17 protein-coding genes are annotated in these 25,953 nt (G+C 70.8%); 6 read left to right on the top strand and 11 right to left on the bottom strand.

Annotation, left to right across the window (positions count from 1 at the left end; translation table 11 throughout):
- Positions 1–64 precede the first annotated feature (64 nt).
- Together A6P39_RS25375 and A6P39_RS25370 are read left to right on the top strand one after the other, a co-directional pair.
- The gene (locus A6P39_RS25375) at positions 65–2,275 is read left to right on the top strand and encodes a CDP-glycerol glycerophosphotransferase family protein (protein WP_067048051.1); all 2,211 of its coding nucleotides are present in this window, start codon (positions 65–67) and stop codon (positions 2,273–2,275) included.
- A complete protein-coding gene (locus tag A6P39_RS25370) occupies positions 2,272–3,948 on the top strand; it encodes a glycosyltransferase family 2 protein (RefSeq protein ID WP_067048049.1) in 1,677 nt (558 codons plus the stop codon). Before A6P39_RS25375 ends, A6P39_RS25370 begins: the two co-directional genes overlap by 4 nt.
- 74 nt (positions 3,949–4,022) lie before the next feature.
- Here A6P39_RS25370 and A6P39_RS25365 read toward each other — a convergent pair whose 3' ends face one another.
- The 3 genes from A6P39_RS25365 to A6P39_RS25355 form a co-directional block, all read right to left on the bottom strand.
- Positions 4,023–5,540, bottom strand: a complete 1,518-nt coding sequence (locus A6P39_RS25365) for a hypothetical protein (RefSeq protein ID WP_443052964.1) — start codon at positions 5,538–5,540, stop codon at positions 4,023–4,025.
- Complete coding sequence (locus A6P39_RS25360) at positions 5,521–5,673, bottom strand: hypothetical protein (RefSeq protein ID WP_159396104.1); 153 nt, start codon at positions 5,671–5,673, stop codon at positions 5,521–5,523. The genes A6P39_RS25365 and A6P39_RS25360 overlap by 20 nt, the downstream gene beginning before the upstream one ends.
- Positions 5,674–5,815: 142 nt before the next feature.
- Complete coding sequence (locus tag A6P39_RS25355) at positions 5,816–10,756, bottom strand: NAD-glutamate dehydrogenase (protein ID WP_067048047.1); 4,941 nt, start codon at positions 10,754–10,756, stop codon at positions 5,816–5,818.
- Between the two features lie 631 nt (positions 10,757–11,387).
- On the opposite strand from A6P39_RS25355, the gene A6P39_RS25350 reads away from it, so the two are divergent.
- Positions 11,388–11,954, top strand: a complete 567-nt coding sequence (locus A6P39_RS25350) for a DJ-1/PfpI family protein (protein ID WP_067048044.1) — start codon at positions 11,388–11,390, stop codon at positions 11,952–11,954.
- A gap of 48 nt (positions 11,955–12,002) precedes the next feature.
- Here A6P39_RS25350 and A6P39_RS25345 read toward each other — a convergent pair whose 3' ends face one another.
- Together A6P39_RS25345 and A6P39_RS25340 are read right to left on the bottom strand one after the other, a co-directional pair.
- Positions 12,003–12,668 carry an HAD family hydrolase gene (locus A6P39_RS25345; RefSeq protein ID WP_067048446.1) on the bottom strand — a complete coding sequence of 222 codons (666 nt, stop codon included), beginning with the start codon at positions 12,666–12,668 and terminating at the stop codon, positions 12,003–12,005.
- A 49-nt stretch (positions 12,669–12,717) separates the two neighbouring features.
- A complete protein-coding gene (locus tag A6P39_RS25340; RefSeq protein ID WP_067048043.1) occupies positions 12,718–13,230 on the bottom strand; it encodes a DUF6912 family protein in 513 nt (170 codons plus the stop codon).
- A gap of 291 nt (positions 13,231–13,521) precedes the next feature.
- On the opposite strand from A6P39_RS25340, the gene A6P39_RS25335 reads away from it, so the two are divergent.
- A complete protein-coding gene (locus A6P39_RS25335; protein ID WP_067048041.1) occupies positions 13,522–14,049 on the top strand; it encodes an Rv3235 family protein in 528 nt (175 codons plus the stop codon).
- A 66-nt stretch (positions 14,050–14,115) separates the two neighbouring features.
- On the opposite strand, the gene secA is transcribed toward A6P39_RS25335, so the two are convergent.
- Positions 14,116–16,926 (bottom strand): preprotein translocase subunit SecA, encoded by a 2,811-nt coding sequence (gene secA, locus A6P39_RS25330; RefSeq protein ID WP_067048040.1) that lies wholly within the window; start codon positions 16,924–16,926, stop codon positions 14,116–14,118.
- 253 nt (positions 16,927–17,179) lie between these two features.
- Between secA and A6P39_RS25325 the strand changes: the two genes are divergently transcribed.
- Entirely contained in the window at positions 17,180–17,749 is a 570-nt protein-coding gene (locus A6P39_RS25325; RefSeq protein WP_067048443.1) for a GNAT family N-acetyltransferase, read from the top strand.
- A 63-nt stretch (positions 17,750–17,812) separates the two neighbouring features.
- Positions 17,813–18,988, top strand: coding sequence for a winged helix-turn-helix domain-containing protein (locus A6P39_RS25320; RefSeq protein ID WP_067048039.1), 1,176 nt, complete (start codon positions 17,813–17,815; stop codon positions 18,986–18,988).
- Between the two features lie 13 nt (positions 18,989–19,001).
- Here the strand turns inward: A6P39_RS25320 and A6P39_RS25315 are convergent, their stop codons facing one another.
- The 5 genes from A6P39_RS25315 to mtrB all read right to left on the bottom strand — a co-directional run bounded on the left by A6P39_RS25315 (position 19,002) and on the right by mtrB (position 25,952).
- A complete protein-coding gene (locus A6P39_RS25315) occupies positions 19,002–19,748 on the bottom strand; it encodes a response regulator (protein ID WP_067048038.1) in 747 nt (248 codons plus the stop codon).
- A gap of 204 nt (positions 19,749–19,952) precedes the next feature.
- Positions 19,953–20,645: a ribosome hibernation-promoting factor, HPF/YfiA family gene (gene hpf, locus A6P39_RS25310; protein WP_443052963.1), complete on the bottom strand. Its 693-nt coding sequence runs from the start codon at positions 20,643–20,645 to the stop codon at positions 19,953–19,955.
- Between the two features lie 311 nt (positions 20,646–20,956).
- Positions 20,957–21,853, bottom strand: a complete 897-nt coding sequence (locus tag A6P39_RS25305; protein ID WP_067048437.1) for a ComF family protein — start codon at positions 21,851–21,853, stop codon at positions 20,957–20,959.
- Between the two features lie 153 nt (positions 21,854–22,006).
- The gene (locus tag A6P39_RS25300; protein ID WP_199840844.1) at positions 22,007–23,845 is read right to left on the bottom strand and encodes an LpqB family beta-propeller domain-containing protein; all 1,839 of its coding nucleotides are present in this window, start codon (positions 23,843–23,845) and stop codon (positions 22,007–22,009) included.
- A complete protein-coding gene (mtrB, locus tag A6P39_RS25295) occupies positions 23,835–25,952 on the bottom strand; it encodes an MtrAB system histidine kinase MtrB (protein ID WP_199840843.1) in 2,118 nt (705 codons plus the stop codon). Before mtrB ends, A6P39_RS25300 begins: the two co-directional genes overlap by 11 nt.
- Position 25,953 lies beyond the last annotated feature (1 nt).

Raw genomic sequence — 25,953 nt, 5'->3', positions numbered from 1 at the left:
ATCCACTGAGTGAACATATGTTATGAAGAGTGGCCACACCCATAGTTTTAAGGAGTCCCCTGCGATGCCCCAACTCAGCGTCATCGTCTACGGACCGAACGCACAGGGGCATCTGACAGAGCTACTGGACTCCGTTGAAGCCCATCCCCTCCTCGACGCCGAGATCGTCGTCGCCGCGGTCGGCGACTGGGCGCAGGAGACGGCCGAGGGCCACGCCCCCGAGACGATCGTCGTCCCCCTGCCGGAGGGCACCGGTGACGCGGCGGCCCGCGCGGCCGGCGCCGCCCGCGCCTCCGGCCGCTGGCTGCACTTCGTGCACGCCAAGGACAGCCTGCCGGCCGGCGCCCCGCGCCAGATCGCCGAGCGCACCGCCGAACTCGACGCCGAGGCCACCGGCGCCCCGGTGGACGTGCTCCTCTTCGACCACGTCGTCACCACCTGGCAGACCGCCGCCCGGGCCTCCCGCGACGGCCGTCTGCTCGCCGCCGTCGGCCGCGAGGGCTTCGCCCTGAACGAGTCCGCCGACCTGCTGCGCCTCACCCCGATCCTCGGCAACCGCGCGCTGCGCGCCGACTTCTGGCGGGCCCACGAGGAGCAGCTCACCGCCGGCGACGAGGCGCACGCCGCCCACGCCGTCCTGCTGCACGCCGACCGGGTCGCCTGCCTGAACCAGGCGGCGTACGAGAACCGCGAGCTGCGTCCCGAGAGCCTGCCGCCGCTCGACCCCGAGGACCGCTTCGCGCTCATCGACCGCTACGAGTCGCTGCTCCCGCTCACCCGGGACCGCCGCGCCACCCGCGCGGTGCTGTACGACCTGATGATGCGCGACCTGGTGCGCACCTTCGCCGGCGAGAACCTCCCCGACGCGATCGCCCGCGAGTTCTTCCGCCGCGCCTCCCTCGCCGCGGTCCGCTGGCGCCCCGAGAACCACGAGCGCCCGGCGGGCGTGGAGGGCGTACGGCACGCCCTGCTGGAGGAGGGCGCGTACACCAAGTACCGCGCGTTCCAGGCCGCCAACCGCACCCGCCGCGCCGCCAAGAAGGCCGTCAGGACCCGGAAGAAGGAGCTGGGCGCCAAGCTGCGCGACCAGCAGTACCAGCGCGCGCTGAACCGCCCGGTCAACCCGCACCTGGCCGTGTTCGCCGCCTACTGGGAGCGCGGTGTGGCCTGCAACCCGGCCGCGATCGCCGCCAAGATGGCCGAACTCGCGCCGCACATCCACCCGGTGTGGGTGGTGTCGAAGAGCAACGAGGCCCTGCTGCCGCCCGGCACCGACTACGTCATCCCCGGCACCCGCCGCTACTGGGAGATCCTGGCGACCGCCAAGTACCTGGTGAACAACGTCAACTTCCCCAACGCGGTGGTCAAGCGCCCGGACGCCATCCACCTGCAGACCCACCACGGCACCCCGCTCAAGCGCATGGGCCTGGACCAGATGGAGCACCCGGCCGCCGCCAAGGGCCTGGACTTCGACGCCCTGCTGGGCCGTATCGACAAGTGGGACTACAGCGTCAGCGCCAACAGCCACTCGACCCGTATGTGGGAGCGCGCCTACCCGGCCCGCTTCACCTCGCTGGACTACGGCTACCCGCGCAACGACGTCTTCTACAAGGCCACGGCCGAGGACGTGCGCGCCGCCCGCCGGCGCCTCGGCATCGCCCCCGGCAAGAAGGCCGTGCTGTACGCCCCGACCCACCGCGACTACGAGGCCGGCTTCACCCCGCGCCTGGACCTCGCGGAATTCGCCGACCGGCTCGGCGAGGACACGGTCCTGCTGGTGCGCGCCCACTACTTCTACGGCGGCGCCGCCTCCCCGCTCACCGGCCTGCGCCGCTCCGGGCGGATCATCGACGTCTCCTCCTACGACCCCGTCGAGGAGCTGTGCCTGGCCGCCGACGCGCTGGTCACGGACTACTCGTCGATCATGTTCGACTACGCCAACCTGGACCGCCCGATCGTCGTCTACGCCGACGACTGGGAGACGTACCGGACCACCCGTGGCGTCTACTTCGACCTGATGGAAGAACACCCCGGCCAGGTCGCGCGCACCCAGGAGGAACTGACGGAGATCTTCGTCTCCGGCGCCTGGCGCGGCGAGAGCGCGGCCAAGGCACGGGCCGCGTTCCGGCGCCGGTTCTGTGAGTACGACGACGGCCGCGCCGCCGAACGGGTCGTACGCCGGGTGTTCCTCGGCGAGCCGGAGGAGTCCCTGCCCCCGGTGCTCCCGATCGAGGAACGCACCCCCGCCCCGACCCCCGAGGAGGCCTCGGCATGACGACCACGACCACGACCCCTGACGTCACGGTCACGGTCATCGTCTTCAACGACGCGGAGCGCCTGCCCCGGGCCGTGGAGTCGCTGCGCGCGCAGACGCACGCGAACATCGAGATCATCATCAGCGACGACCACTCCACCGACGACACGCCCACCGTGGCGCGCCGGCTGGAGGCGCAGGACGAGCGCGTGCGCTACCTCCGGCTGCCGGAGAACAGCGGCGGCTGCAGCGCCCCGCGCAACCGGGCCATCGAGATCGCCCGGGCGCCGTACCTGATGTTCCTCGACAGCGACGACGAACTGCCGCCCCGCGCGGTGGAGTTGCTGCTCGCCGCGCACCGCGAGCGCGAGGTCGACTTCACCATGGGCGCGGTCCGCCGCGTGCGGGTGGACAACGGCAAGCGCTCGACCTGGATGCCGCACGTGGTGACCGAGAAGCGCACGGTCGAGGGCATCGAGAAGGACCCGCGCCTGCTGTTCGAGCACCTGTCGACCAGCAAGATGTACGCGCGCTCCTTCCTGGACCGGCACGACCTGCGCTTCCCCGAGGGCATCCACTACGAGGACCAGCTGTTCTCGGCCCAGGCCTACTGCCTGGCGAAGGCGTTCACGATCATCCCGGACCCGGTCTACGTCTGGTACATCGACCCGTACGCGGCGGCGGCCTCGGCGTCCATCTCCAACCAGCGGCACAAGGTCACGAACGTCCGCGACCGCGTGTACGTCCAGACGCTGATCGACGAGTTCCTGGTGGAGAGCGGGCACGCCGGGCTGCGTGAGGACAAGGACTTCAAGTTCCTCAAGCACGACTTCCGGATGTACGCGGGCGACCTGCCCTACCGGGACGAGGAGTGGCTTGAGGCCTTCGCCGAGATCATGAACCCGTACCTGGAGACGCTGGCGGAGGGTGCGTACGCCCGGCTGCCGCGCCCGGAGCGGGTGGTGCTGCAGCTGCTGCGGGACGGCCGCCTGGCCGACGCCCAGCTCGCGGCGCGCGGCCTCGGCGACAGGGTGGCACCGCGCCACGTCACCGCCGACGCCTCGGGTGTGCCGTACTGGGGCGATGAGGTCCCCACCACGGACCGTGCCCGCCGTGAGCTGGACCTCTCCGACCTGGAGCTGGACACGCGTCCGTTCCCGAGCGCGCAGTTCCGCCACGAGATCACCGGGCTGGAGCGCGGCCGGGGCGCGACGCTGACGCTCTCGATCCGTACGTACGACCCGGGCCTGCGCCTCCCGGTCGGCCCGCAGCGGGCCAGCCTGCTGCTGTCGCCCGGCAACCGCAGGATGACGGTCCCCTTCCGTCTCGACCCGGTCAGCCCGGGCCTCTTCGAAGGCACCGTCCGGCTGGACCTGTCGGCCGCGCCCGTCCCGTTCCAGGGCTTCGAGGGCCTTCGCCACCCGCAGATCCGCCTCCAGCAGCAGGGCCTGGCCCACTCGGGTGTCCTGCTGGCCCCGCTGGACTTCCCGGCGATCACGGCCCGCGTCGACTACCGCTCCGGCGCGACCCCGCACGACGTCACGATAGAGCCGGAGGGCCGCAACCCCGGCCGCCTGCAGATCCGCTGGCGCCCGGTGGGGGTCACGGCCAAGGTGATCCGTCCGGTGGTCCGCAAGGTCGCCCGCCCGAAGGTCCGCAAGGCGGCGAAGCTCCTGTCCAGCGTGCTCCGGTGACCTCCTAGCGCCGTTGCGCTGAAGGGGCGCGGGGAACTTCCCCGCGCCCCTTCAGGCATTCACGTGTTCGTGGCTCAGCGCACCACTCGGTACAGGACCTGGTGATCGGGACCGGTCGTCACCTTGCGCAGGCCAGGGCCGGCCAGGCGCCGCGAGCCCACGACCCACCGCGCCTTGTACTCCCGCAGAATCCCCTGCCGTTCGGCGGCGGACGTCCCGTCGGCGAAGTACCGCTCCACCGCCGCGTCCCGCTTCGCCTCGTCCGGCAGGAAGAAATCGGGATATCCGGTGGTCACGGTGTACGGCCCGTACGCGGGGATCTGCCGCGACGGAAGCGTGCGTGCCATCACCACGTCCCCGTACTTCACCCACGGCGTGAGCCAGTGGTAGCCCACCCACGGCGTCTCGTACTTGTCCGCGACGGCCGACGGCAGCGCACTCTTCGGGATCACGTACCCGAGCGTCCCGGCCTGCGTCCACGCCCCCACGGCCAGTACGGCACCGAGTACGCACGCCGCACCGGTCCGCACCGCACGCCGACCCGCCGTCACGACCTCGAGCGCGGCCGCCAGCTGGGCCGGGATCAGCGCGGCTGGCAGGGCCCGGCCCCACGAGTAGTGGCCGGTCAGACCGCCCGCGGCGAACATCAGCGCGCCCAGGGCGAAGAACAGGACCAGAGGGTCCCAGCGGTCACGGCGGAAGCGCAGGACCAGGGCGGCCACGCCCAGCAGGACGAAACCGAAGTGCCCGGCCAGCTGCTCGTAGAGCGGCTTGTGGATGGCCTCCAGGTTCGAGCCCGCCGAGAAGAGCGAGAAGAAGTCGTAGTACGGCCACAGGCCCAGCAGCAGCATGCCCAGCGCCAGCGCGGCCGCCAGGCGCAGCAGCACCGCACGGGTGGGCCGCGCCGCGATCACCATCCCCAGCGCGCCCAGGGTCGACACGACCCCGGTGAACTGGTGGCAGAGCAGGATCAGGGCCCAGAGCAGGCCCAGCGGCAGCCAGCGCCCCCATGAGGCGGGCTCCGGCTCGCGCAGCGTGCGCGTGAGCCACGCCCAGAAGTGGAAGGCGAGGCCGAGTGCGAACACGCTGGGGTACGACACCGTCAGCGCCAGGGAGTTCAGGCCCAGGAAGCCGGACCAGTTGAACAGCACCGGGCCCCAGAGCAGGAGCAGGCTCAGCAGGGCGAGGGCGGGTGCCGCGCGGTGGGCGCTGAGCGTGCGGACGTACCGCCAGACCCCCGTGACCAGCAGGCCGAGGCCTATGACCGCGGCGATGCGCAGGACCATGAACACCGACAGACCAGTGATCTTGGCGAGGCAGCCGAGCACCACCATCCACGGCGAGTAGTACGGGCTCGGCGTGTCCGCGTCGACCAGCGGATTGCCGGGATGCAGGAGGTTGTGGCTCAGGCGCTGGACGGTGGCCGCGTGCATGCCGAGGTCGCCCGCCCAGGGCAGGCGGACGATCACAAGGAGCATCAGCACCACGACGAGCGCGGCGACGGCCTGTGGCAGCGCCCGCCCGGCTCGGGCGGTGGTGGGCAGCGGCTCCGTACGGCTCACGGGCTCGGTGTCAGATGGTGCGGTGTGCATCCTGCTGGAACACCCGGGTGCGATAGACGACAGAACGGAAGGTTGGAGCGAGCGCGATGGACAGTGCCCCCCGGGCCGCCCGTACCGGCGCGGGCGCCGGGGGTGCCGGGCGGGTCTCGAGGTTCGGTGTCACGCGCCGACCCTATCCGAAACCCATCGTTTAGCGGGAAACAGTAAATTCGCCGTACATCTTTTTCCTAAGGTCCGGCAAGAGACGAGACGCCCCGGGCGATGGTGCCCGGGGCGTCCTCGGTGTCGTGACGACCGTACGGTGCCTACGAGTGCGTGCGCAGCAGCGTCCGCATCGTGCGCATCGCCACCGACAGGTTGGCGAGGTCGAAGGAGTCCGAGCTGCGGATCTCCTCCAGCGTGGTGCGTGCCCGGCTCAGGATCGCGGAGTTCTTCTGCTCCCAGGCCTTGAACCGCTGCTCCGGCCTCGAGGTGCCGTTGCCGGCCGCGAACACGTCCGCGGTGAGCGCGGAGTGCGCCGCGTACAGGTCCTCGCGGATGGAGGCGCGGGCCATGGACTGCCAGCGGTCGTTACGGGGCAGATCGCTGATGCGGTCCATCAGCTGCGTGATGTTCAGCCGGTCGGCGAGGTCGTAGTAGATCTCGGCGACGTCGAGTGGCTCCTTGCCCATCCGGTCGGCCACCGAAACGATGTCGAGCGCCGGGAAGGCGGAGGAGAAACCGGCCACGCGGGTGGCGAGTTCGTCCGGGACGCCGGCCTCGGACAGCTCGTCGTATACGTGCTGGTACCACTCCAGGTCCGGGCCGCGCAGCAGCTTCGGCAGCTCCTGCCAGACCTGCTCGACCCGCTCGGCGAAGAACTCGACCGTCTCGGCGAGCTGCAGCGGCTGCGGCCGGTTGTTCAGCAGCCAGCGGGTGCCACGCTCGACCAGCCGGCGCGAGTGCAGCCGGATGCGGGTCTGGACGGCCGCGTCGACCTTGTTGTCCAGGGCCTCCACCGCGTCCCACACCGGGGCCGAGCAGAAGATCGCGCGGGCCGCGGTCTGCGCCCGGACGATCTCCTCCAGGGAGGCGCCGGTCTCCTCGCGCAGCCGGTGCAGATACGTCGTACCGCCCGTGTTGACCGTGTCGTTGACCAGCACGGTCGTGGTGATCTCGCGGCGCAGCGGGTGGTTGTCGATCGCGTCGGCGAAGCGCTCGCGCAGCGCCGTCGGGAAGTACGCGTGCAGCAGGCCGCGCAGGTACGCGTCGTCCGGCAGCGAGGTCTGCAGCAGCTCCTCGGCGACCGTGATCTTCGTGTACGCCAGGACGACCGCCGTCTCCGGACTGGTCAGGCCGAGGCCCTGGGAGAGGCGCTCGCGGATCTGCCGGTCGGCCGGCAGGAACTCCAGCGCCCGGTCCAGATGCCCCTCGCGCACCAGGTGGCGCAGGAACCGCTGCTGGGCGTGGAGCATGGCGCCCGCCTGGAACAGCGCGTTGGCCAGGGCGGTGTTCTGCGCGTAGTTGTTGCGCAGCACCAGTGCGCCGACCTCGTCGGTCATCTCGGCGAGGAGCTTGTTGCGCTGCTTGACGGTCATGTCGCCGTCCGCGACCAGGCCGTTGAGCAGGATCTTGATGTTCACCTCGTGGTCGGAGGTGTCCACACCGGCGCTGTTGTCGATCGCGTCCGTGTTGATCTTGCCGCCGTGCAGGGCGAACTCGATGCGGCCGAGCTGGGTCAGGCCCAGGTTGCCGCCCTCGCCCACGACCTTGACGCGCAGGTCCCGGCCGTCGACCCGGATGGCGTCGTTGGCCTTGTCGCCGGCGTCGGCGTTGGACTCGGCCGACGACTTCACGTACGTGCCGATGCCGCCGTTCCACAGCAGGTCCACCGGCGCGTGCAGGATCGTCTTCATCAGGTCGGCCGGGGTCATCTTGGTGACCTTGTCCTCGATACCGAGGGCCTCGCGGATGTGGGCGTTGACCGGGATCGACTTGGCGCTGCGCGGGAAGATCCCGCCGCCCGCCGACAGCAGCTCCTTGTCGTAGTCCGCCCAGGAGGAGCGGGGCAGCTCGAACAGGCGGCGGCGCTCGGCGTACGACGTCTCCGCGTCCGGGGTGGGGTCGATGAAGATGTGCCGGTGGTCGAAGGCGGCCACCAGGCGGATGTGCTCGGAGAGCAGCATGCCGTTGCCGAACACGTCACCGGACATGTCACCGATGCCGACGACCGTGAAGTCCTCGGTCTGCGTGTCCACGCCCAGCTCGCGGAAGTGCCGCTTGACGGACTCCCAGGCGCCGCGCGCGGTGATGCCCATGCCCTTGTGGTCGTAGCCCGCGCTGCCGCCGGAGGCGAAGGCGTCGCCGAGCCAGAAGTTGTACTTCTCGGCGACCCCGTTGGCGATGTCCGAGAAGGTCGCGGTGCCCTTGTCGGCGGCGACCACCAGGTAGGTGTCGTCGCCGTCGTGGCGGACCACGTCCTGCGGGGGCACGACCTCGCCGGCGACCATGTTGTCGGTGATGTCGAGCAGTGCCGAGATGAACGTCTTGTAGCTGGCGATGCCCTCGGCCAGCCAGGCGTCGCGGTCCACGCCCGGGTCCGGCAGCTGCTTGGCGACGAAGCCGCCCTTGGCGCCGACCGGCACGATGACGGTGTTCTTCACCATCTGCGCCTTGACCAGGCCGAGGATCTCGGTGCGGAAGTCCTCACGCCGGTCGGACCAGCGCAGGCCACCGCGCGCGACCTTGCCGAAGCGCAGGTGCACGCCCTCGACGCGCGGCGAGTACACCCAGATCTCGTACGCCGGGCGCGGCGCGGGCAGGTCCGGGATGGCCTGCGGGTCGAACTTCATGGAGACGTAGTCGTGCGGCGCGCCGTCGGCCGCCTCCTGGAAGAAGTTCGTGCGCAGGGTCGCCTTGATGACGGTCAGGAAGGACCTGAGGATGCGGTCCTCGTCCAGGCTGGCCACCTGGTCCAGGGCCGCGTCCAGCTCCTCCAGCAGGGCGTCGGTGATCTCGAGGCCGGCCTTCTGCCGGTCCGGGGACATCCGCGCCTCGAACAGCGAGACGAGCAGGCGGGTGGTGTGGACGTTGTTGCGGAGGGTGTCCTCCATGTAGTCCTGCGAGAAGGTCGAACCGGCCTGCCGCAGGTACTTGGCGTAGGCGCGCAGCACCATCGCCTGGCGCCAGGACAGCCCGGCGCTCAGCACGAGCGCGTTGAAGCCGTCGTTCTCGGCCTTGCCGGTCCAGGCGGCGGCGAACGCCTCCTGGAAGCGCTCGCGGGCGTCGTCGCCGAGGTACTCCCCGCCGCCCGCCGCCTTGGGCACGCGCAGACCGAAGTCGTAGATCCAGGCCGTGGTGCGGTCCGAGCAGCGCAGCTCGTACGGCCGCTCGTCGGTGACCTCGACGCCGAGGCGGCTGAGCACCGGCAGCACATGCGAGAGGGAGACCGAGCCGCCCTTCTGGTAGATCTTGAACCGGCGCTCCTCGGGGCCCGCGCCCACCGGCTCGTACAGACTCAGGCTGAAGGTCTTGTCCTCGCTGAGCTGCTCCAGGTGGACCAGGTCGGCGACCGCGGCGCGCGGGGTGTGGTCGGCCTTGTAGCCCTCGGGGAAGGCGTGGCTGTAGCGGCGCAGCACCTCGGCCGCGTGCTCCTCGCCGCACTCGGCGGTCAGCGCCTCGGCGAACGCGTCGGCCCAGGAGCGGGCGGCCTCGACCAGGCGGGCCTCGATGCGGTCCTTGTCGGCGTCAGACAGCTCGGGCAGTACGGTGCCCGGCGGGACGCGGACGACGAAGTGCAGCCGGGACAGGATCGACTCGGTGTTCCAGGCGGTGAAGTCGACGCTGACGCCGCCCAGCTCCTCCTTGAGGATGTCGATGATCCGCAGCCGGACGCCGGTGGTGTAGCGGTCGCGCGGGAGGTAGACGAGGGCCGAGTAGTAGCGCCCGTACTCGTCCTGGCGCAGGTACAGCCGCAGCCGGCGGCGCTCCTGCAGGTACAGAACGCTCGTGGCGATGGACTGCAGTTCGGCGACGGGCGTCTGGAACAGCTCGTCGCGCGGGTAGGTCTCCAGGATCTGCAGCAGGTCGCGGCCGTCGTGGCTGTTGGGCGAGAACCCGGCGCGCTGCAGCACCTCGTCGACCTTGCGGCGGATGACCGGGACGCGGCGCACCGATTCCGTGTACGCGGCGGAGGAGAAGAGACCGAGGAAGCGGCGCTCCCCGACGACGTTCCCGTCCGCGTCGAACTTCTTGACGCCGATGTAGTCCAGGTACGACGGCCGGTGCACGGTGGCCCGGCTGTTCGCCTTGGTCAGCACGAGCAGCTTGTGCTCGCGGGCCTTGGCGCGGGCGTCCGCCGGGAGCCGCTCGAAGGAGGGGCTGACCGGGTGCTGGTCGTCCTCGGCGTGCTGCGGGTCGGCGCGCAGGATGCCGAGGCCGGTGCCGGGCACGGCGGCGAGCGTGTCGTCGTCGCGCAGCTGGTACTCGCGGAAGCCGAGGAAGGTGAAGTGGTCGTCGGACAGCCAGCGCAGCAGCTCGCGCGCCTCCTCGACCTCGGCCTTGGCCAGGTCGCCCGGGGCGGGCTCGCTCGGCAGCTCGTCGGCGATCCGGGCCGCCGCGCCGCGCATCTTCTCCCAGTCCTCGACGGCCTCGCGGACGTCCGACAGGACGCGCAGCAGATCGGCGGAGATCTGCTTCAGATCGGCGCGGTCGGTCTCCCGGTCGATCTCCACGTGGATCCACGACTCGACGTGCGCGTCGTGCGGGAGGTCGTCACCGCTGGGCGGGGTCGGCAGGACCTCGATCAGCTTGCCGGCGACATCGCGCCGGACGACGAACTGCGGGTGGATGACGACGTGGATGCCGCGTCCCTGCCGCGTCAGCTCGTTGGTGACGGAGTCGACGAGGAAGGGCATGTCGTCGGTGACGACTTCCACGACGGTGTGGCTGCAGGTCCACCCGTTCTCTTCCACGGTCGGGGTGTGGACCCGGACGTTCGCCGTGCCCTGCGGGCGGTTCTCGGCGAGGCGGTAGTGCGAGACCGCGGCACCGAAGACGTCGACCGGGTCGCGGTCGGCGAGGTCTTCCGGGGCGGTGTGCAGGTAGTAGCGCTGGAGGAACGCGAGCACGGACTCACTGTCCGGGGTGTCCGGGGAGCCCTTGCCCGCGGTCCCGGTCGGTAGGTGCCCCCCGACCGGGCTGTTCTCAGCTACCCGGGCGGCCCTCTCGAGCAACTCGGCCTTGGCTTCGTCCAGCTTGGTCTGCATTGTCCTCTGGCTCCTGTCGCGCGCCGTTGCGTGACGTAGAAGGAAGTACGGTCTCTTTCCCTCCGGCTCGCCGCCACAGCCCGGGGTTTCCGGACCGCTCAGACGCTATGCCGCGAGGTGAGATGAGCGGGGGGAATTCGGCCATTCTCGACGCGCCCGTCGGGTGTGACGCTGCTCTCGGCATCGCCGTGTCCCGGACCGTCCTCGGCGTCCCCGGAGCCCCTTCGGCCCCGTCCCGCCCGCGAAGACCAGCGACCGCCGCCCGGCCACGGAGGTGTTCCGTGCAACCCGGGCGCAGGGCAGGGACACGATCGTCCCCGCGAGATATCGCGCTGATCACGCCACAAGGCTATCGCTCCCTACCCGGGGCCCGTCATGAGCCGTATGTGTACAAAACAGTGGGGTGAAGTTTGACGTTCTGCACAGCAGCGCGGCGGGGGTGCGTGACGTATCCGGTGGGGGTCCGGTTCCGGCGTCCGGCGGTCGGGGGCTCGGGTGTGTGAGCGCCGGGTCCGCGTGGGGCTACGCCGGGTAGCCGGGGGGCCTGCCGGGTAGGTGTCAGTGGCAGGTCGCGCCACGAGATCCCCGACCGCACTCTGAGAGCACACCCTGCCTGCCCGGAGGAGCCGACATGCCCACGAAGATCCTGATCGTCACCGGCGACGCAGCGGAGTCCCTGGAAGTCCTCTATCCGTACCAGCGGCTGCTCGAGGAAGGCTACGAGGTCCACATCGCGGCCCCTTCCCGCAAGACCCTACGCTTCGTCGTCCACGACTTCGAGCCCGGCTACGACACGTACACCGAGAAGCCCGGCTACACCTGGCCCGCCGACCTGGCCTTCGCCGACGTCGACCCCGGCGCGTACGCGGCCGTCGTCATCCCCGGCGGCCGGGCCCCCGAGTACCTGCGCAACGATCCCGAACTCCGCAAGATCCTCAAGGCCTTCTTCGACGCCGACAAGCCCGTCGCCCAGATCTGCCACGGTCCTTTGCTCACCGCGGCGATCGACACCCTGCGCGGCCGGCGGGTCACGGCGTACCCCGCCCTCGAACCGGACATGCAGGCGGCCGGAGCGGGCTTCCAGGACAGCGAAGCCGTGGTCGACGGCACCCTGGTCTCCTCCCGGGCCTGGCCGGACCACCCGTCCTGGATGCGCGAATTCCTGAAGGTGCTGAGGGCTGCGGCACCGGCGACCTGACGGCACGGCCGCGGGCGGTCGCGCCGCAGGGGAGGCCCTGCCCCGCGGCTAAGCGGCTATTCGGTGCGCTTCCCGCACCGCGTCGGCCAGCGTGTCCACCACCGGCGCCCCCGTTTCCTCCAGGCTGGCCCGGCTGTGCGACCCCCCGGTGTACAGCACGGCCCGGGCCCCCGCCCGGCGCGCGGCCACCGCGTCGTCCGCCGCGTCCCCGATCACCACGGTCCGTGCCGGCTCCACGTCCACGAGCGCCGCCAGATGCCGCACCATGTGCTCGGCCTTGCTGCCCCCGGACGGCCCCGTCCGCCCGTCGACCCGCAGGAAGTGCGCCTCTATGCCGAAGCCCCGCACGAGGGGCACCAGCTCCTCGTGCCCGTACATGCTCAGCAGCGACTGGCTGTGCCCCGCGGTCCGCCACCCCACGAGCAGCTCCGCCGCCCCCTCGGTCAGCCCGCACCGCCCCCGGTGCTCCGCGTAGTGCCGATGGAACACCACGTCCATCAGCTCCCACTCGGCCTCGGTCGGCAGCCGGCCGAGCAGCCTCTCGTAGAACTTCGGCACCGGAACGCAGTACAGCGACCGGTACTGCTCCAGTGTGATCGGCGCGAGCCCCAGCTCGGCGAAGGCCGCGTTCGTCGCCCCGATGATCGCGTCATTGTCGTGGAACAGCGTGCCGTTCCAGTCCCAGACGATGTGCGCGCTTACGTGCATCCCCATGCCGAAAACCGTACCCGCCGCCACTGACAATCCGCTCGGGCGTCAGGCGTCAGGCGGGCCCGACCAGGTTCGGGATCTCCTGCGTGGCGTACCACAGCAGCTCGTGGTCGTCCGCCCCGTCCACGACGAACTGCGCGTCGTCGTCCCCGCCGTCGGCTGCCGCGAGCGCGTCCGCCGCCGCGGCCACGTCCTGCTCCGCCTCATCGGCGTCGACATGCACCGCGGCCGCCTTCGCGAGCGGCACGCTCTTCGTCACGGTCACCTCGCCCAGCGCGGACGGGTCCAGCCCACGGTCCGGATCGACGCTCGCGGCACCGTCGGGCACGTCCACGGCGACCACGACCCGGCGTCGCAGCGCACCCGGATCGCCCGCCAGCAGCCGCAGCGAGGCCAGCCCGGCCCGGCTGAGCGCGGCGTACTCCAGCTCCTCGATGTCCTCGGAGAGGTACCACTCGCGCAGCGCGGGCGTGACGGCATACGCGACGAAGGGGCCGCTCCCCAGCTCACCCGTCTTGTGCGCCTCGGCGAGAGCGGTGAGGGTCAGGGGGACGTAGACGCGCATGCTGCCGCTCTTTCCTGATCAAAGCCTCGAGGGCCTTCAGGATACGTGCGCCCGTCCCCTTTCGAGTCCCTGCCCGCGTCCCCGAAGCCGTCGACACCAGGCCCCGCATTCACCCGGTGCACCCGCTCGATCCCGGGCTTCCAGGACCCCCGAGTCCCCCGGATGAGCGAACTTTCCCGCCCCTCCCCGGCGCGTGGCGCCGCCCTTGCCGCCAGGCTCCCCGCCCCCGTACAAGATCCCCACCAGCAAGTTACCGCCCGGTATCGACCAGGCCCGCCGAACGGGGACCGCATGAACAAGGTCATGAGCCGTACCGCCCAGCCCCGCCCGCGCCACCGCCCGCCGACCCGCCACGACACCCGCCGCCCGGGAGGCGCCCCGCCCCGCAAGCCCCCGGCCGGGAACACCCGCGACACACTGCCGAGGGCCGCCACGGCCGCCGGCCCGCCGCACACGGCCCGCACGGCCCCGGAAGCGGCCAAGTCCCCACTGCGCCCCACGGATCTCTTCGCCGACCGTCTCCTGGCCGTCCTGAGCGGTCAGCGCCCCGTCCACTGGATGCTCCGCCACACCGCCGGACGTGCCTACGACGATCTGGCCCGGCTCGCCGAGCGCAGGCCTCTGCGCACCCGTGGCTCCCGCCCTGTCGTCCGCGACATCGGCTACTACGTCCCCTGCGAGGGCGCCCTGGAGGTCTTCGCGCGCATCTCCGCCGGTGACCAGCTCCGGGCCCTGGCCTTCCGCCTGGAACTCGGCCAGGACCTGCGCTGGCGCTGCACGGCGGTGGAGGCCGCGTCCCACCCCCGACCGGCCGTGTGACGCGAAAGGGCCGGGTCCCCGAAGGAACCCGGCCCTCCTCAACGGCTGAGGTGCCGCAGACCGCCGTTACTTCTTGCGGCGCCGTCCGCCCTTGGCCTGCCGGCGCCGCTCGGCCCGGGTCAGCCCGTCCGACTCGGAGCGCACCGGCTCGTCGTCCTCCAGGTCACGCTCGAGGATGCCGCCCTCACCGTCCACCGTCGGCGCGGAGAAGTGCAGATCCCGCCGCTGCGGGACATCGAGTCCCTTCGCCCGGATCTCCGGCCGCGCACCCGCCTGCGCCGGCACCGTGTCCTGGGCGCCCTCGAGGACCGGCTCGGCGGCCTCGACCGGGACCTCCTCGACCTGCTGCTCGACCTGGACCTCCAGGTTGAACAGATAGCCGACGGACTCCTCCTTGATGCCCTCCATCATCGCGGTGAACATGTCGAAGCCCTCGCGCTGGTACTCGACCAGCGGGTCCTTCTGGGCCATCGCGCGCAGGCCGATGCCCTCCTGGAGGTAGTCCATCTCGTAGAGGTGCTCGCGCCACTTGCGGTCGAGGACCGACAGCACGACCCGGCGCTCCAGCTCCCGCATGATCTCGGAGCCGAGCTGCGCCTCACGGGCCTCGTACTGCTCGTGGATGTCTTCCTTGATGGACTCGGAGATGAACTCGGCGGTCAGACCGGCCCGGTCACCGGCGGCCTCCTCCAGCTCATCGATGTCGACCTTCACCGGGTACAGCTGCCGGAAGGCGCCCCACAGCCGGTCCAGGTCCCAGTCCTCGGGGAAGCCCTCGGCGGTCTCCGCGCCGACGTACGCGTCGATCGTGTCGTCCATGAAGTGCTGCACCTGCTCGTGCAGGTCCTCGCCCTCCAGGACGCGGCGGCGCTCGCCGTAGATGACCTCACGCTGCCGGTTGAGCACCTCGTCGTACTTCAGGACGTTCTTACGGGTCTCGAAGTTCTGCTGCTCGACCTGCGACTGCGCGGACGCGATCGCGCGCGTGACCATCTTGTTCTCGATCGGCACGTCGTCCGGCACGTTGGCCATCGACATCACGCGCTCGACCATCGCGGCCTTGAACAGCCGCATCAGGTCGTCGCCCAGGGAGAGGTAGAAGCGGGACTCGCCGGGGTCGCCCTGGCGGCCGGAACGACCGCGCAGCTGGTTGTCGATACGGCGCGACTCGTGCCGCTCGGTGCCCAGCACGTACAGCCCGCCGAGGTTCTCGACCTCCTCCTTCTCGGCCTTGACCGCCTGTTCGGCCTTCTCCAGGGCGGCGGGCAGCGCCTGCGCCCACTCCTCGATGTGCTCCTCGGGGTCGAGGCCGCGCTGGCGCAGCTCCGCCTCTGCGAGGTCCTCGGGGTTGCCACCGAGCTTGATGTCCGTACCACGGCCGGCCATGTTGGTGGCCACGGTCACCGCGCCCTTGCGGCCGGCCTGCGCGACGATCGACGCCTCGCGCTCGTGCTGCTTGGCGTTGAGCACCTCGTGCTGGATGCCGCGCTTGGAGAGCTGCTGCGAGAGGTACTCCGACTTCTCGACGGACGTCGTGCCGACGAGGATCGGCTGGCCCTTCTCGTGCTTCTCGGCGATGTCGTCGACGACCGCCTCGAACTTGGCGACCTCGGTGCGGTAGATCAGGTCCGACTGGTCCTTGCGGATCATTGGCTTGTTGGTCGGGATCGGGACCACGCCGAGCTTGTAGATCTGGTGGAACTCGGCGGCCTCGGTCATCGCCGTACCGGTCATGCCGGAGAGCTTGCCGTACAGGCGGAAGAAGTTCTGCAGGGTGATCGTGGCGAGCGTCTGGTTCTCGTCCTTGATGTCCACCCCTTCCTTCGCCTCGATCGCCTGGTGCATGCCCTCGTTGTAGCGGCGGCCGGCGAGGATACGGCCGGTGTGCTCGTCGACGATCATGACCTCGCCGTCGATGACGACGTAGTCCTTGTCGCGCTTGAAGAGTTCCTTGGCCTTGATGGCGTTGTTCAGGTAGCCCACCAGCGGTGTGTTCACCGACTCGTAGAGGTTGTCGATGCCCAGCCAGTCCTCGACCTTGCTGACCCCGCCCTCGTGGATCGCGACCGTGCGCTTCTTCTCGTCGACGTCGTAGTCGCCGGTCTCCTCGATGCCCTTGAGCGGGTTGCCGGCCTCGCCCTTCTTCAGGCGCAGGACCAGCTTGGCGAAGTCGCCGTACCACTTCGTGGCCTGGTCGGCGGGGCCGGAGATGATCAGCGGCGTACGGGCCTCGTCGACCAGGATGGAGTCGACCTCGTCCACGATCGCGAAGTTGTGGCCGCGCTGGACCAGCTCGTCCTGGGACCACGCCATGTTGTCGCGCAGGTAGTCGAAGCCGAATTCGTTGTTCGTGCCGTAGGTGATGTCGCACGCGTACTGCTCACGGCGCTGGGCCGGGGTCATGCTGGCGAGGATGCAGCCGACGTTCAGGCCCAGGAACTTGTGGACGCGACCCATCATCTCGGAGTCGCGCTCGGCCAGGTAGTCGTTCACGGTGACGATGTGGACGCCGTCACCGGACAGGGCGTTCAGATACGCGGGCAGGGTGCCGACGAGGGTCTTGCCCTCGCCGGTCTTCATCTCGGCCACGTAGCCGAGGTGGAGGGCGGCGCCGCCCATCAGCTGCACGTCGTAGTGCCGCTGGCCGAGCACGCGCTTGGCAGCCTCGCGGACGGTGGCGAACGCCTCGGGGAGCAGGTCGTCCAGGCTCTCACCGTCGGCGTACCGCTGCTTGTACTCATCGGTGAGGGCCCGCAGCTCGGCGTCGGAGAGGTTCACGAAGTCCTCTTCGATGGAGTTGACCTGGTCCGCGATGCGGTGCAGCTTGCGCAGGATCTTGCCTTCGCCTGCACGCATGATCTTCGAGAGGACGGACACGGGGGTTTGTCTCCTTGCCGGTCGGGCCTGGGACGGTCGGTTTCCATTTGACGTACTGAGCAACGGCCATCGTATGCGAGGACCCGGCTGGGCCGGGAGGCCTGGCGGCCCGACGGCTTGCCTCAACCTGGACAACGGACGGGGCAGGGCGATAGTGCCGCATCGGCGCGAGGAATTGCGCGAAATGTGATCACGCGGTCACGCATTGCGAAAAACGATGGCCCGCGCGCGGGCCGCCGAGCACAATCGGCCGATGGAACCCGTCACACTCACCACGGACCGCCTGGTCCTTCGCGCCGTCGGCCCGAAGGACACCCAGGCGGTGTACGAGGCCGTCCAGGACCCCGGCATCCAGCGCTGGACGACCGTCCCGTCGCCCTACCTGCCCGAGCACGCGAGCGGCTTCACCGAGCAGCTGGTCCCCGACGGCTGGGCACAGGGTTCGATGTTCACGTTCGGCGTCTTCCTGCCGGGCGGGGAACTCGCCGGGATGCTCGGTCTGACCATGCGTTCGCTCGGCGTGGCGGAGGTCGGCTTCTGGGCGTCCGCGCAGCACCGCGGGTGCGGCTACGTCACCGAGGCCACGCTCACCGCCTGCCGGTGGATCTTCACCGAGGTCGGCGTCGACCGGGTCGAGTGGCGCGCCGAGGTCGGCAACCACGCCTCCCGCGCGGTGGCCGAACGCGCGGGCTTCACCGTCGAGGGCACCTTGCGCTCCGCGGTGAACAACAAAGGCGTTCGCCGGGACTGCTGGGTCGGCTCCCTGCTCCCCTCGGACCTGGGCCTGCCGTCCACCGCACCGTACCTGCCCGCCCGCAGCTGACCGCCACCGGGCGAACGCCCAGCTCAGGACGGATTGTCAGTGGCACCCTCTAGGGTCCGGACCATGACGACCCCGCCGCGCCCGACCACCATCCTCACCGCGGACGACGCCCGCCGCATCGCCCTGCGGGCCCAGGGCTTCCTCGGCGCGCCCGACCGGCGGGCCGGTGTCAGGGGCGTGCTGCGCCACCTCGGCGCGATCCAGCTCGACACGATCTCGGTCCTCGCCCGCTCCCATGAACTGGTGCCCTACGCCCGGCTCGGCGCGGTCGGCCGCAAATCGGTCGAGGCGGCCTACTGGAACGACACGCACGCCTTCGAGTACTGGTCGCACGCGGCGTGTCTCCTCCCGGTCGAGGAGTGGCCGCACTTCGCCTTCCGCCGCCGCGCCTACCGGCACCGCCCGCACTGGAACCACGAGCTGCCCGAGGGCGCGTACGACCAGGTGATCAAGCAGTTGCGCGCGGAAGGCCCGCTGACCTCCACGGAGCTGGGCGGCGCGAAGAAGACGAACGAGTGGTGGGACTGGTCGGGCACCAAGGTCGCCGTGGAGCGCGCGCTGATGTACGGCGAGGTGGTGTGCGTCGAGCGGCGCGGCTGGAAGCGGGTGTACGACCTCGCCGAGCGCGCGATCCCGGACGCGCTGCTGCACGACGAGCTGGACGACACCGAGTGCCTGCGCCGTCTGGTCCGGCTGGCCGGTGAGTCCCTGGGCGTGGGCACGCGCGCGGACATCGCCGACTACCACCGCCTCAAGGGCGAGCAGGTCGACGCGGTGATCGCCGACTCGGGTCTGGTGCCGGTCGAGGTGGAGGGCTGGGGCAAGCCCGCCTGGGCCGACCCCGTGGCCCTGGCGACGGAGCCGCGGGGCCGGCACCGGACCACGCTGCTGTCGCCGTTCGACTCGCTGATCTGGGAGCGGGCGCGCACCGAGCGGATCTTCGGCTTCACTCACCGCCTGGAGGCGTACGTCCCCAAGCCGAAGCGGGTGTACGGCTATTTCGCGATGCCGGTGCTGGCGGGCGGGCGGCTGGTCGGGCGGGTGGACCCGGCCCGCGAGGGCCGCACGCTGGTGGCCAAGCAGGTCACCCTGGACGGCGCGAAGGCCGTCCCGGCGGTCGCCCAGGCCCTGATCGAGGCGGCCGGCTGGGTGAACTGCACGGACGTCCGTGTCGAGCGTGTGGACGCACCCGAATGGCGTGAGCCCCTGGAAAGGGAACTCGCGCGCATCCTCGCCTGACCTCGAAGAACCGCTACCGGATCTCGAGGATCTTCTCCCGCATCGCATAGACCACGGCTTCCATCCTGGAGTGCAGCTGGAGCTTCTCCAGGATGTTGCGGACGTGGTTCTTCACGGTGTTCTCGGAGATGAACAGCTCCTTGGCGATGTCCCTGTTGTTCATGCCGGTGGCGACGAGCTTGAGGACTTCCAGTTCCCGATCGGTCAGCCGGGGCGCGGGCACCAGCCGACGCTCGTCGGTGCGCTGGATCATCGACTTGAACTCGGTCAGGAGTTTGGACGCCATGGACGGGCTGATCTGCGACTGCCCGTCGGCCACCGCGCGGATCGCGGTGGCCACCTCGTCGGTCGAGATCTCCTTGAGGAGATATCCGGTCGCCCCCGCCTTGATCGCGTCGTAGAGGTCGGCCTCCTCGTCGCTGATCGTCAGCATGATGATCTTGGCGCTGGGGGCGACCTCCTTGATGGAGGTGCAGGCCTCGATCCCGCCCCGCTTGGGCATGCGGACGTCCATCAGCACGATGTCGGGCAGCAGGTCGGCGGCCTTCTCGACGGCCTCGGCGCCGTCGCCGGCCTCGCCGACGACCTGGATGTCCTCCTCGGCCGCAAGCACGATCTCCAGGCCGCGCCGGAAGAGGGCGTGGTCGTCCACCACCAGGACCCTGATCGGCTCCACGCGTGAGGAGCCCGGTTCCGGGTCCCTGCCGATGACACCGTCGTCGGCATCTTCGTCCCGCATCGGTCCGAAGGTGTCCGCCATCGTTCCTCCCCCTGAAGGCTGTGGCCTGTTCTCCCGCGCCATCGCCAACCCAAGGCAACGGCCCACCGGTTGGGCCGGTCCGGCCATGATTTCATGCCCGGGCGACACGGAGGTGACATGCGGGGCGTGAAGTGGTCGCACACCGGTGCCCCTGGGGGCGCACACGCGCGGCCAGGGGCACCGGCTCCGCTTCTTCCGGGTGGGTCAGCCGCCGAGCGTGCCCCCCGCCGCGCGGGGCTGCGCCTCAGCGACCATCTGGTCCGGGTCGAGATGGATCACGCCGTAGTCGTAGGCGTGGCGCCGGTAGACGACACTCGGCTGCTTCGTCTCGGCGTCGACGAACAAGTAGAAGTCGTGGCCGACCAGTTCCATCTCGTAGAGGGCCTGGTCGAGGCTCATCGGTGCGGCTACGTGGGTCTTCTCGCGGACGACGAGGGGGCCTTCCCCCTTGACCTCCAGCGAGCCGATCTTCTTCGTCGGCACTCCGTCCGTGTCTTCCTCGTGCACGGGCAGGCCGTTGCCGTTCAGCGTCGCCGCGCCAGGGACGTGATCGGGCACCTCGGCCGCCGAGATGCGGCGTGCGCCGCGCCGCGAGAATCGCTTGTCGTGCTGCTTGCGCAGCCGGGCGTCCAGCTTCTCCGCCGCCAGGTCGAGTGCCGCGTACGGGTCGCTGGCCGCCGCTTCCGCCCGGATCACCGGACCGCGGGAGCGGAGGGTGATCTCCACCCGGTCACAGCGGTCGGCCTGTCGGGGGTTGGGCTCCTTGGACACCTCGACGTCGAGGCTGATCACCTTGCCATCGAGCTTCTGGATCTTCTCCAGCTTCAGCTTCTCGGCCACGTGCTTGCGGAACCGCTCGGGCACCTCGGTCTTGCGGCCCTTGACGACGATGTCCACGCAGAACTCCGTTCCCGGATCGCTCCGCTCGATCGGCGGAGCATCTCCCTTTTGCACCCGGTCCGGTGAGCACCGGACCTCGGACTCGGTGACTTCACCTCCTCCTCCCCCATGGGCGAGATCTCCACCCCAGCGGCGCGGGTGATTGCGGAAAACCCACGCCACGGCATTCGGATATGGGAGGTGTGGCCTGCGCCTTTCCTCACAACCGAACATATCTCGCCTGGACGGATGTCGTCACCCTCTACTGCGGCGTACCTCCGTTCAGGTGAATTTCCCCTCTCACTACCTGCAACGATGCAGGTGGATGGTCAGTTCCTGGTCATTTCGAAAGAATCGCCGGGAGCCGCGACCACGGCCGCACGGAGCAGGGACCCAAGGACGTTCCCCGTCGTCTTTTCCGGTGCACCATGCACCCACTTCCCGCTCTCCGACCGCGTTCCGCTCCGTCGTTCTCCCCTTCCTTCCCGAGTTACGGCCGCATACACGGACGTTCTCACTCCGCGCTCGACTTCGCGACGCGACGGGGCCGCATCCCGAAGGGCCCGCGCGGCCTCCGCGAGGCTGGCACCCGTCGTGATCAGGTCGTCGACGAGCACGACCCGCCCTGTGCCGAGCAGCCGGCCACCGCCCGGCGCCACCTCCAGTGCGCCCGAGACGTTCTCCAGGCGCCGCCTGGCGTCGAGCCCGGCCTGGTCCGCGACCGGCCGCCGCTGGCGCAGCACGGCCGCCATCCGGGCCGGCGTCCCGGTGCGCCGCAGCTCCCGGGTCGCCGCGAGTGTCATCCGCCGTACCGGATCATGCCCACGCGCCCGCACGGCCCAGCGCGCGGAGGGCACAGGGACGAGTACCACGCTCCCGTCGCCCCGGCCGCCGACCGGCCCGCCACCAGCGTCTTCGGCAGCGGCACCACCCGGGCCGAGACCCGCCCGCACGGCCCCCGCCAGCGCCGCGCCCAGCACTCCCGCGAGGGCCAGCGCGCCCCGCTCCTTGTGCGCGAGCAGCAGCTCCCGCACCTCCCGCGCATAGGGAGCCGCCGCGTAGACCACCGGCAGCCCGGCCGGCTCCGGCACCGGCCGTACCCGCCGCGCCGCGCGTCCGCCCAGCGCGGCCCTGCACCGCGGGCACAGCGCCGTACGAGCCGCCCCGCAGCCTGCGCACTCCGCCGGCAGCACCAGGTCGCTGAGGTCCCGCCACCAGCCCCGCATGCCCATCACTGTGCCAACGCCGGAGCGCCCCCGCCACCCCTGTGGAAAGCCCCCTGTGGACAACCCGGAGACCGCGCTGCGCCCGACAGCCACACGGGGGAACGCAGGTATGCGAGAGGCGCCCGAAGGCTGCTCGGTCCGGACAGGCGACTCTCAGCCCGGGTAGGCGGGTGCCGTTCCGTCCTTGTCCACCTTCTGCCACTGCGCGCCCGAGGGCAGCCGTACGATCCCGTCGTCCTCCGAGTAGGCCACCAGCGGCACCCGCTCGTCCTCCGACGCGGCGATCGCCTTGACGCCGGTGAGGGCGCCAGGCGCCGGACCGTCGAGCGTGGAGCCGTCGACCTGGACGTACCGCATCTGCAGCACGCCCCCCTGCTCCCTGCCGACCGCGAGCAGCCTGCTGTCCCCGGCCCACGACAGAGCGCTGACCTGCTCCAAGTCGGGTGCGGCCGAGCGCAGTTCGACCACGGAGATGCCCTGCCCGGTCCCGTCGTCACGCTGGATCCGGCCGATGAGCAGGGACTGCTTGCCGTCCTTCTCCACGACCAGCGCGATCCGTACCCCGTCGGCCGCCACCCGGGCATCCTTGATCTGGCCGGACAGCTCCGGGACCGCGACCTCCTGCGGTTTGCTGCTCCCCTGTTCCACGACGTACAGCCGTGAACGGTGCGGGTCACGGTCGGCCACCCACAGATCGCCGCGGGCGTCCCAGCTCGGTGTCGTCAACCGGTCGGCCGACGTCGCACCCGTGCTGGTCAGCAGCGCGTTCCCGAGCGAACCACCCGACGACAGCGAGGTCACGTACAACGACTTGCCCGCATTGCCGACCCCGGCCGCGCTGTGCTCGTCCCGCGACACCGCCACCGACTCCATCCCCTTGTCGCCCTCACCGAGCGGACCGGGCACCGGAACGGCACTCGTGCCCGTGCTCCCCGTCGGCATCCGCACCAACCGGTGCCTGCCGTCCAGGAAGTACAGGTACTCGGGGCTCTTGGCCGACCCGTGCCAGGCAGCGGACTCCGCGCGCTCCTCGCTCAGATCGCACAGCCGGCGGCCGCCGACGCCCTGCAGTTCGACCGAGTCCAGCGTCGGCGCCAGGTTCCGCAGCGTGAACAGCACCTGCGTCGCCATCTCGGTGCACTTGGTCGCCGCGACCTGGGACACCTTGAGGTTCAGCGGCACCGTGAGCTTGTTCTGGTCGTCCGGCGCCAGCCCCGACACGTCTTTCTGCAGGGCCGTACCGGTCGGGAAACTGGACCTGACGACCGGGCCGAGCCAACTGCTGGGGCCGTTCAGCAGCGAGCGGACCATCTGCGTCATCGGGTCCACCTTGCTGCGCACGAACACCGGGTCGGCGACCGCCACCGGCTGTCCCGTCGCCCCGGCCGTCATGTCGGACGCGAAGTAGTACTTGTCGACGGACGTGTAGTTGCGCTGGAAGTCCGACTTGCCCATGACGACGCCGTCGGGCGGCCCGTCGATGCGCCACTGACCGGTCTTGGGGTTCCGCGTGAGGTGCACCTTCTTGCTGTAGGAACCGCCGGCGGGCTGGTAGGCCTGCTGCGAATCCACGCTCGCGACCCGGGTGCCCGCCAGCACGCAGGTGACGCTGCTGGTCGGGTCCGGCTTGCCGCTGGGGCGGCAGTCGGGCTCGATGCTCGGCCCGTTCGCGAGGACCGTCGTCGACCGTTCCGGCCGCCACGCGCGCGCGGCGTCGTCCGTCAGGTACTTGCGGGCCGTGTCGTAGTCCGGGTCGTCACTGGTCAGCGCCTCCAGGAAGCCCTGCATGATCTCGGCCGGCCCGGCACCCTCGGCGGGCGGCATGGCGAACACTCGCACCCCGGTGTCCTGCCGCGGCGTGGACTCCACGTTCCGCAGATCCCCGCTGTCGGGCATCGAGGCGCACCCGGTCAGCAGAACGCCCCCGAAAGCGGCGTACGCCACCGCGCGCCCGGGCCGCCGCCGGGCGCCCCCCTTGCGGTCAGCGCCCACGAAATGCCTCCCCTGGCTCGGTCGAGTCCTGCGCTGCGGCCGGATCCTGCTGCGGGGCCGCGCCCGCGTCGGCCGCGGGGCCTGCGGCGGACCCGTCGTCCGGGCGCCGCGCGCCACCGGTGGGCCGGGGCACCACGCGCGCGCCGTTGCCGTTGCCGGGCAGGGCGGTCGGATCGGCGGCCGGGGTGACACCGGACAGCCGCGGCGCGATCGGCGCGCGCGGCGGCAGCGCGGGCACCTGAGCGCCGCCCTGCTGAACCGGAACGGTCGCCCGTTTCTCCCCGCTCCCGCCGGGCAGACCGGCCTCGTCGAGGCCCCGGTTGCGGCGCGAGTCCTTGGGCTCCAGCGGTATCGGCGAGCCGCGCAGCGGCTCGTCTGCGGTCCTCGGCAGCGTCAGCCGGAACTGTGAGCCGCCGCCCGGCTCTCCCCAGGCCTGCAGCCAGCCGCCGTGCAGCCGCGCGTCCTCCAGAGCGATGGACAGCCCGAGGCCCGTTCCCCCGGTGGTACGCGCGCGTGCCGGGTCCGCCCGCCAGAAGCGGCTGAAGACGCGTGTCGCCTCGCCCGGCTTGAGTCCTACGCCGTAGTCGCGCACCGCGACGGCGACCGCGCCGCCGGCCGAGGCCAGCTTGACGATGACGTCCTTGCCCTCGCCGTGCTCCACGGCGTTGACCACGAGGTTGCGCAGCACGCGTTCCACGCGGCGGGCGTCCGCTTCCGCGACGACGGGCTGCTGGTCGCCGATCACGCGTATGTGCGTGCCCTTGCGCTCGGCGAGCGGCTCGGCACCGCTGACCACGCGCCGGACGACCTCCCTGAGGTCTATCGGCTCGGCCTCCAGTGCCGCCGCGCCCGCGTCGAAACGGCTGATCTCCAGCAGGTCCGCGAGCAGCGACTCGAACCGGTCCAGCTGGTCGGCGAGCAGCTCCGCCGACCGCGCGGTCACCGGGTCGAAGTCCTCGCGCGCCTCATGGATGACGTCGGCGGCCATCCGGACGGTCGTCAGCGGGGTGCGCAGCTCGTGCGAGACGTCCGACACGAACCGGCGCTGCATCCGCGACAGGTCCTCCAGCTGCTGGATCTTCACCTGGAGGTTCTGCGCCATCTTGTTGAAGGCCTCACCGAGGCGTGCGATGTCGTCCTCGCCGGTGACCTTCATCCGCTCCTGCAGCCGCCCGGCGGACAGCCGCTCCGCGATCCCGGCCGCCATCCGCACCGGCGTGACGACCTGGCGCACCACCAGCCAGGCGATGGCACCGAGCAGGACGACGACGAACAGCCCGGCGGTCGCCAAGGTGCCCTTGACCAGGCTCAGGGACTTCTCCTCCTGCGTGAGCGGGAAGAGGTAGTACAGCTCGTACGGCCGCCCGTTGGGGTCGTTGACCTGCTTGCCGATGACCAGCGCAGGCTGCGGCTCCTTGCCGTTGGAGTAGACGATCCGGGTGTAGCTCTGGGCGGCCGTCATCCCGCTGTTGACCCGCTCGCGCAGATCGGCGGGCACGCTGGAGGTCGGGTTGACGTTCCCGGAACCGCGCGGGCTGCGTCCGCCGCCGCTGTCGTCGCCGACGGGCAGCGTCACCACGTCGAAGGCGCCCGCGCCACCGCTGGACAGGGACTCCACGAGATCGCTCATCCACTGGATGACGTTCTGCGACTGCCGTCCGTCCGCTGTCGAGGTGCCGTCACCGGTGCCGGCCGTCGCGTTCGTACCCGTGGCGGCCCCGCTCGCCGCCTCGTCCGCCTTCTGCTTGGCCACCGCGAAGCCGCCGGTGGCCTGGCTCTGCGAGGCCTTCACCTTGGCGTCCAGCAGGCCGTTGCGCACCTGCCCGATCACGACGAAGCCCAGCAGCAGCACGACACCCAGCGACATCAGCAGGGTCGTGGCGACGACCCTGAGCTGGATGTTGCGCCGCCACAGCCGCATCACCGGCAGCAGCGGACGGCGCACCCAGCGCAGGAACAACCTGAGGACCGGGCTGCCCTGGGCCCCGCCCTGCAGCAGCCCGCCCTCGAAAAGACGCCTGAACCGCGCACCGGCGGTCCGGCCGACAGGCCGCCCCGGACGGGCCCCGGACCGGCCGGGGGCCGAAGCGGCGCTGTCCCCGGACATG

It is taken from the genome of Streptomyces sp. FXJ1.172 (assembly GCF_001636945.3).
Taxonomy (GTDB): domain Bacteria; phylum Actinomycetota; class Actinomycetes; order Streptomycetales; family Streptomycetaceae; genus Streptomyces.
Note: the sequence above shows the minus strand (reverse complement) of the source record. Positions and strands in the feature narration are given on the sequence as shown.

Bases quoted from the DNA above. Each gene is read 5' to 3' on its own strand.
- A6P39_RS25365 (WP_443052964.1), bottom strand. From the start codon at position 5,540: ATGCACACCGCACCATCTGACACCGAGCCCGTGAGCCGTACGGAGCCG.
- mtrB (WP_199840843.1), bottom strand. From the start codon at position 25,952: ATGTCCGGGGACAGCGCCGCTTCGGCCCCCGGCCGGTCCGGGGCCCGT.
- A6P39_RS25345 (WP_067048446.1), bottom strand. From the start codon at position 12,668: ATGGGGATGCACGTAAGCGCGCACATCGTCTGGGACTGGAACGGCACG.
- A6P39_RS25350 (WP_067048044.1), top strand. From the start codon at position 11,388: ATGCCCACGAAGATCCTGATCGTCACCGGCGACGCAGCGGAGTCCCTG.
- A6P39_RS25315 (WP_067048038.1), bottom strand. From the start codon at position 19,748: ATGGCGGACACCTTCGGACCGATGCGGGACGAAGATGCCGACGACGGT.
- A6P39_RS25305 (WP_067048437.1), bottom strand. From the start codon at position 21,853: ATGCGGGGCTGGTGGCGGGACCTCAGCGACCTGGTGCTGCCGGCGGAG.
- A6P39_RS25340 (WP_067048043.1), bottom strand. From the start codon at position 13,230: ATGCGCGTCTACGTCCCCCTGACCCTCACCGCTCTCGCCGAGGCGCAC.
- A6P39_RS25355 (WP_067048047.1), bottom strand. From the start codon at position 10,756: ATGCAGACCAAGCTGGACGAAGCCAAGGCCGAGTTGCTCGAGAGGGCC.
- A6P39_RS25370 (WP_067048049.1), top strand. From the start codon at position 2,272: ATGACGACCACGACCACGACCCCTGACGTCACGGTCACGGTCATCGTC.
- A6P39_RS25375 (WP_067048051.1), top strand. From the start codon at position 65: ATGCCCCAACTCAGCGTCATCGTCTACGGACCGAACGCACAGGGGCAT.
- A6P39_RS25335 (WP_067048041.1), top strand. From the start codon at position 13,522: ATGAACAAGGTCATGAGCCGTACCGCCCAGCCCCGCCCGCGCCACCGC.
- A6P39_RS25325 (WP_067048443.1), top strand. From the start codon at position 17,180: ATGGAACCCGTCACACTCACCACGGACCGCCTGGTCCTTCGCGCCGTC.
- A6P39_RS25320 (WP_067048039.1), top strand. From the start codon at position 17,813: ATGACGACCCCGCCGCGCCCGACCACCATCCTCACCGCGGACGACGCC.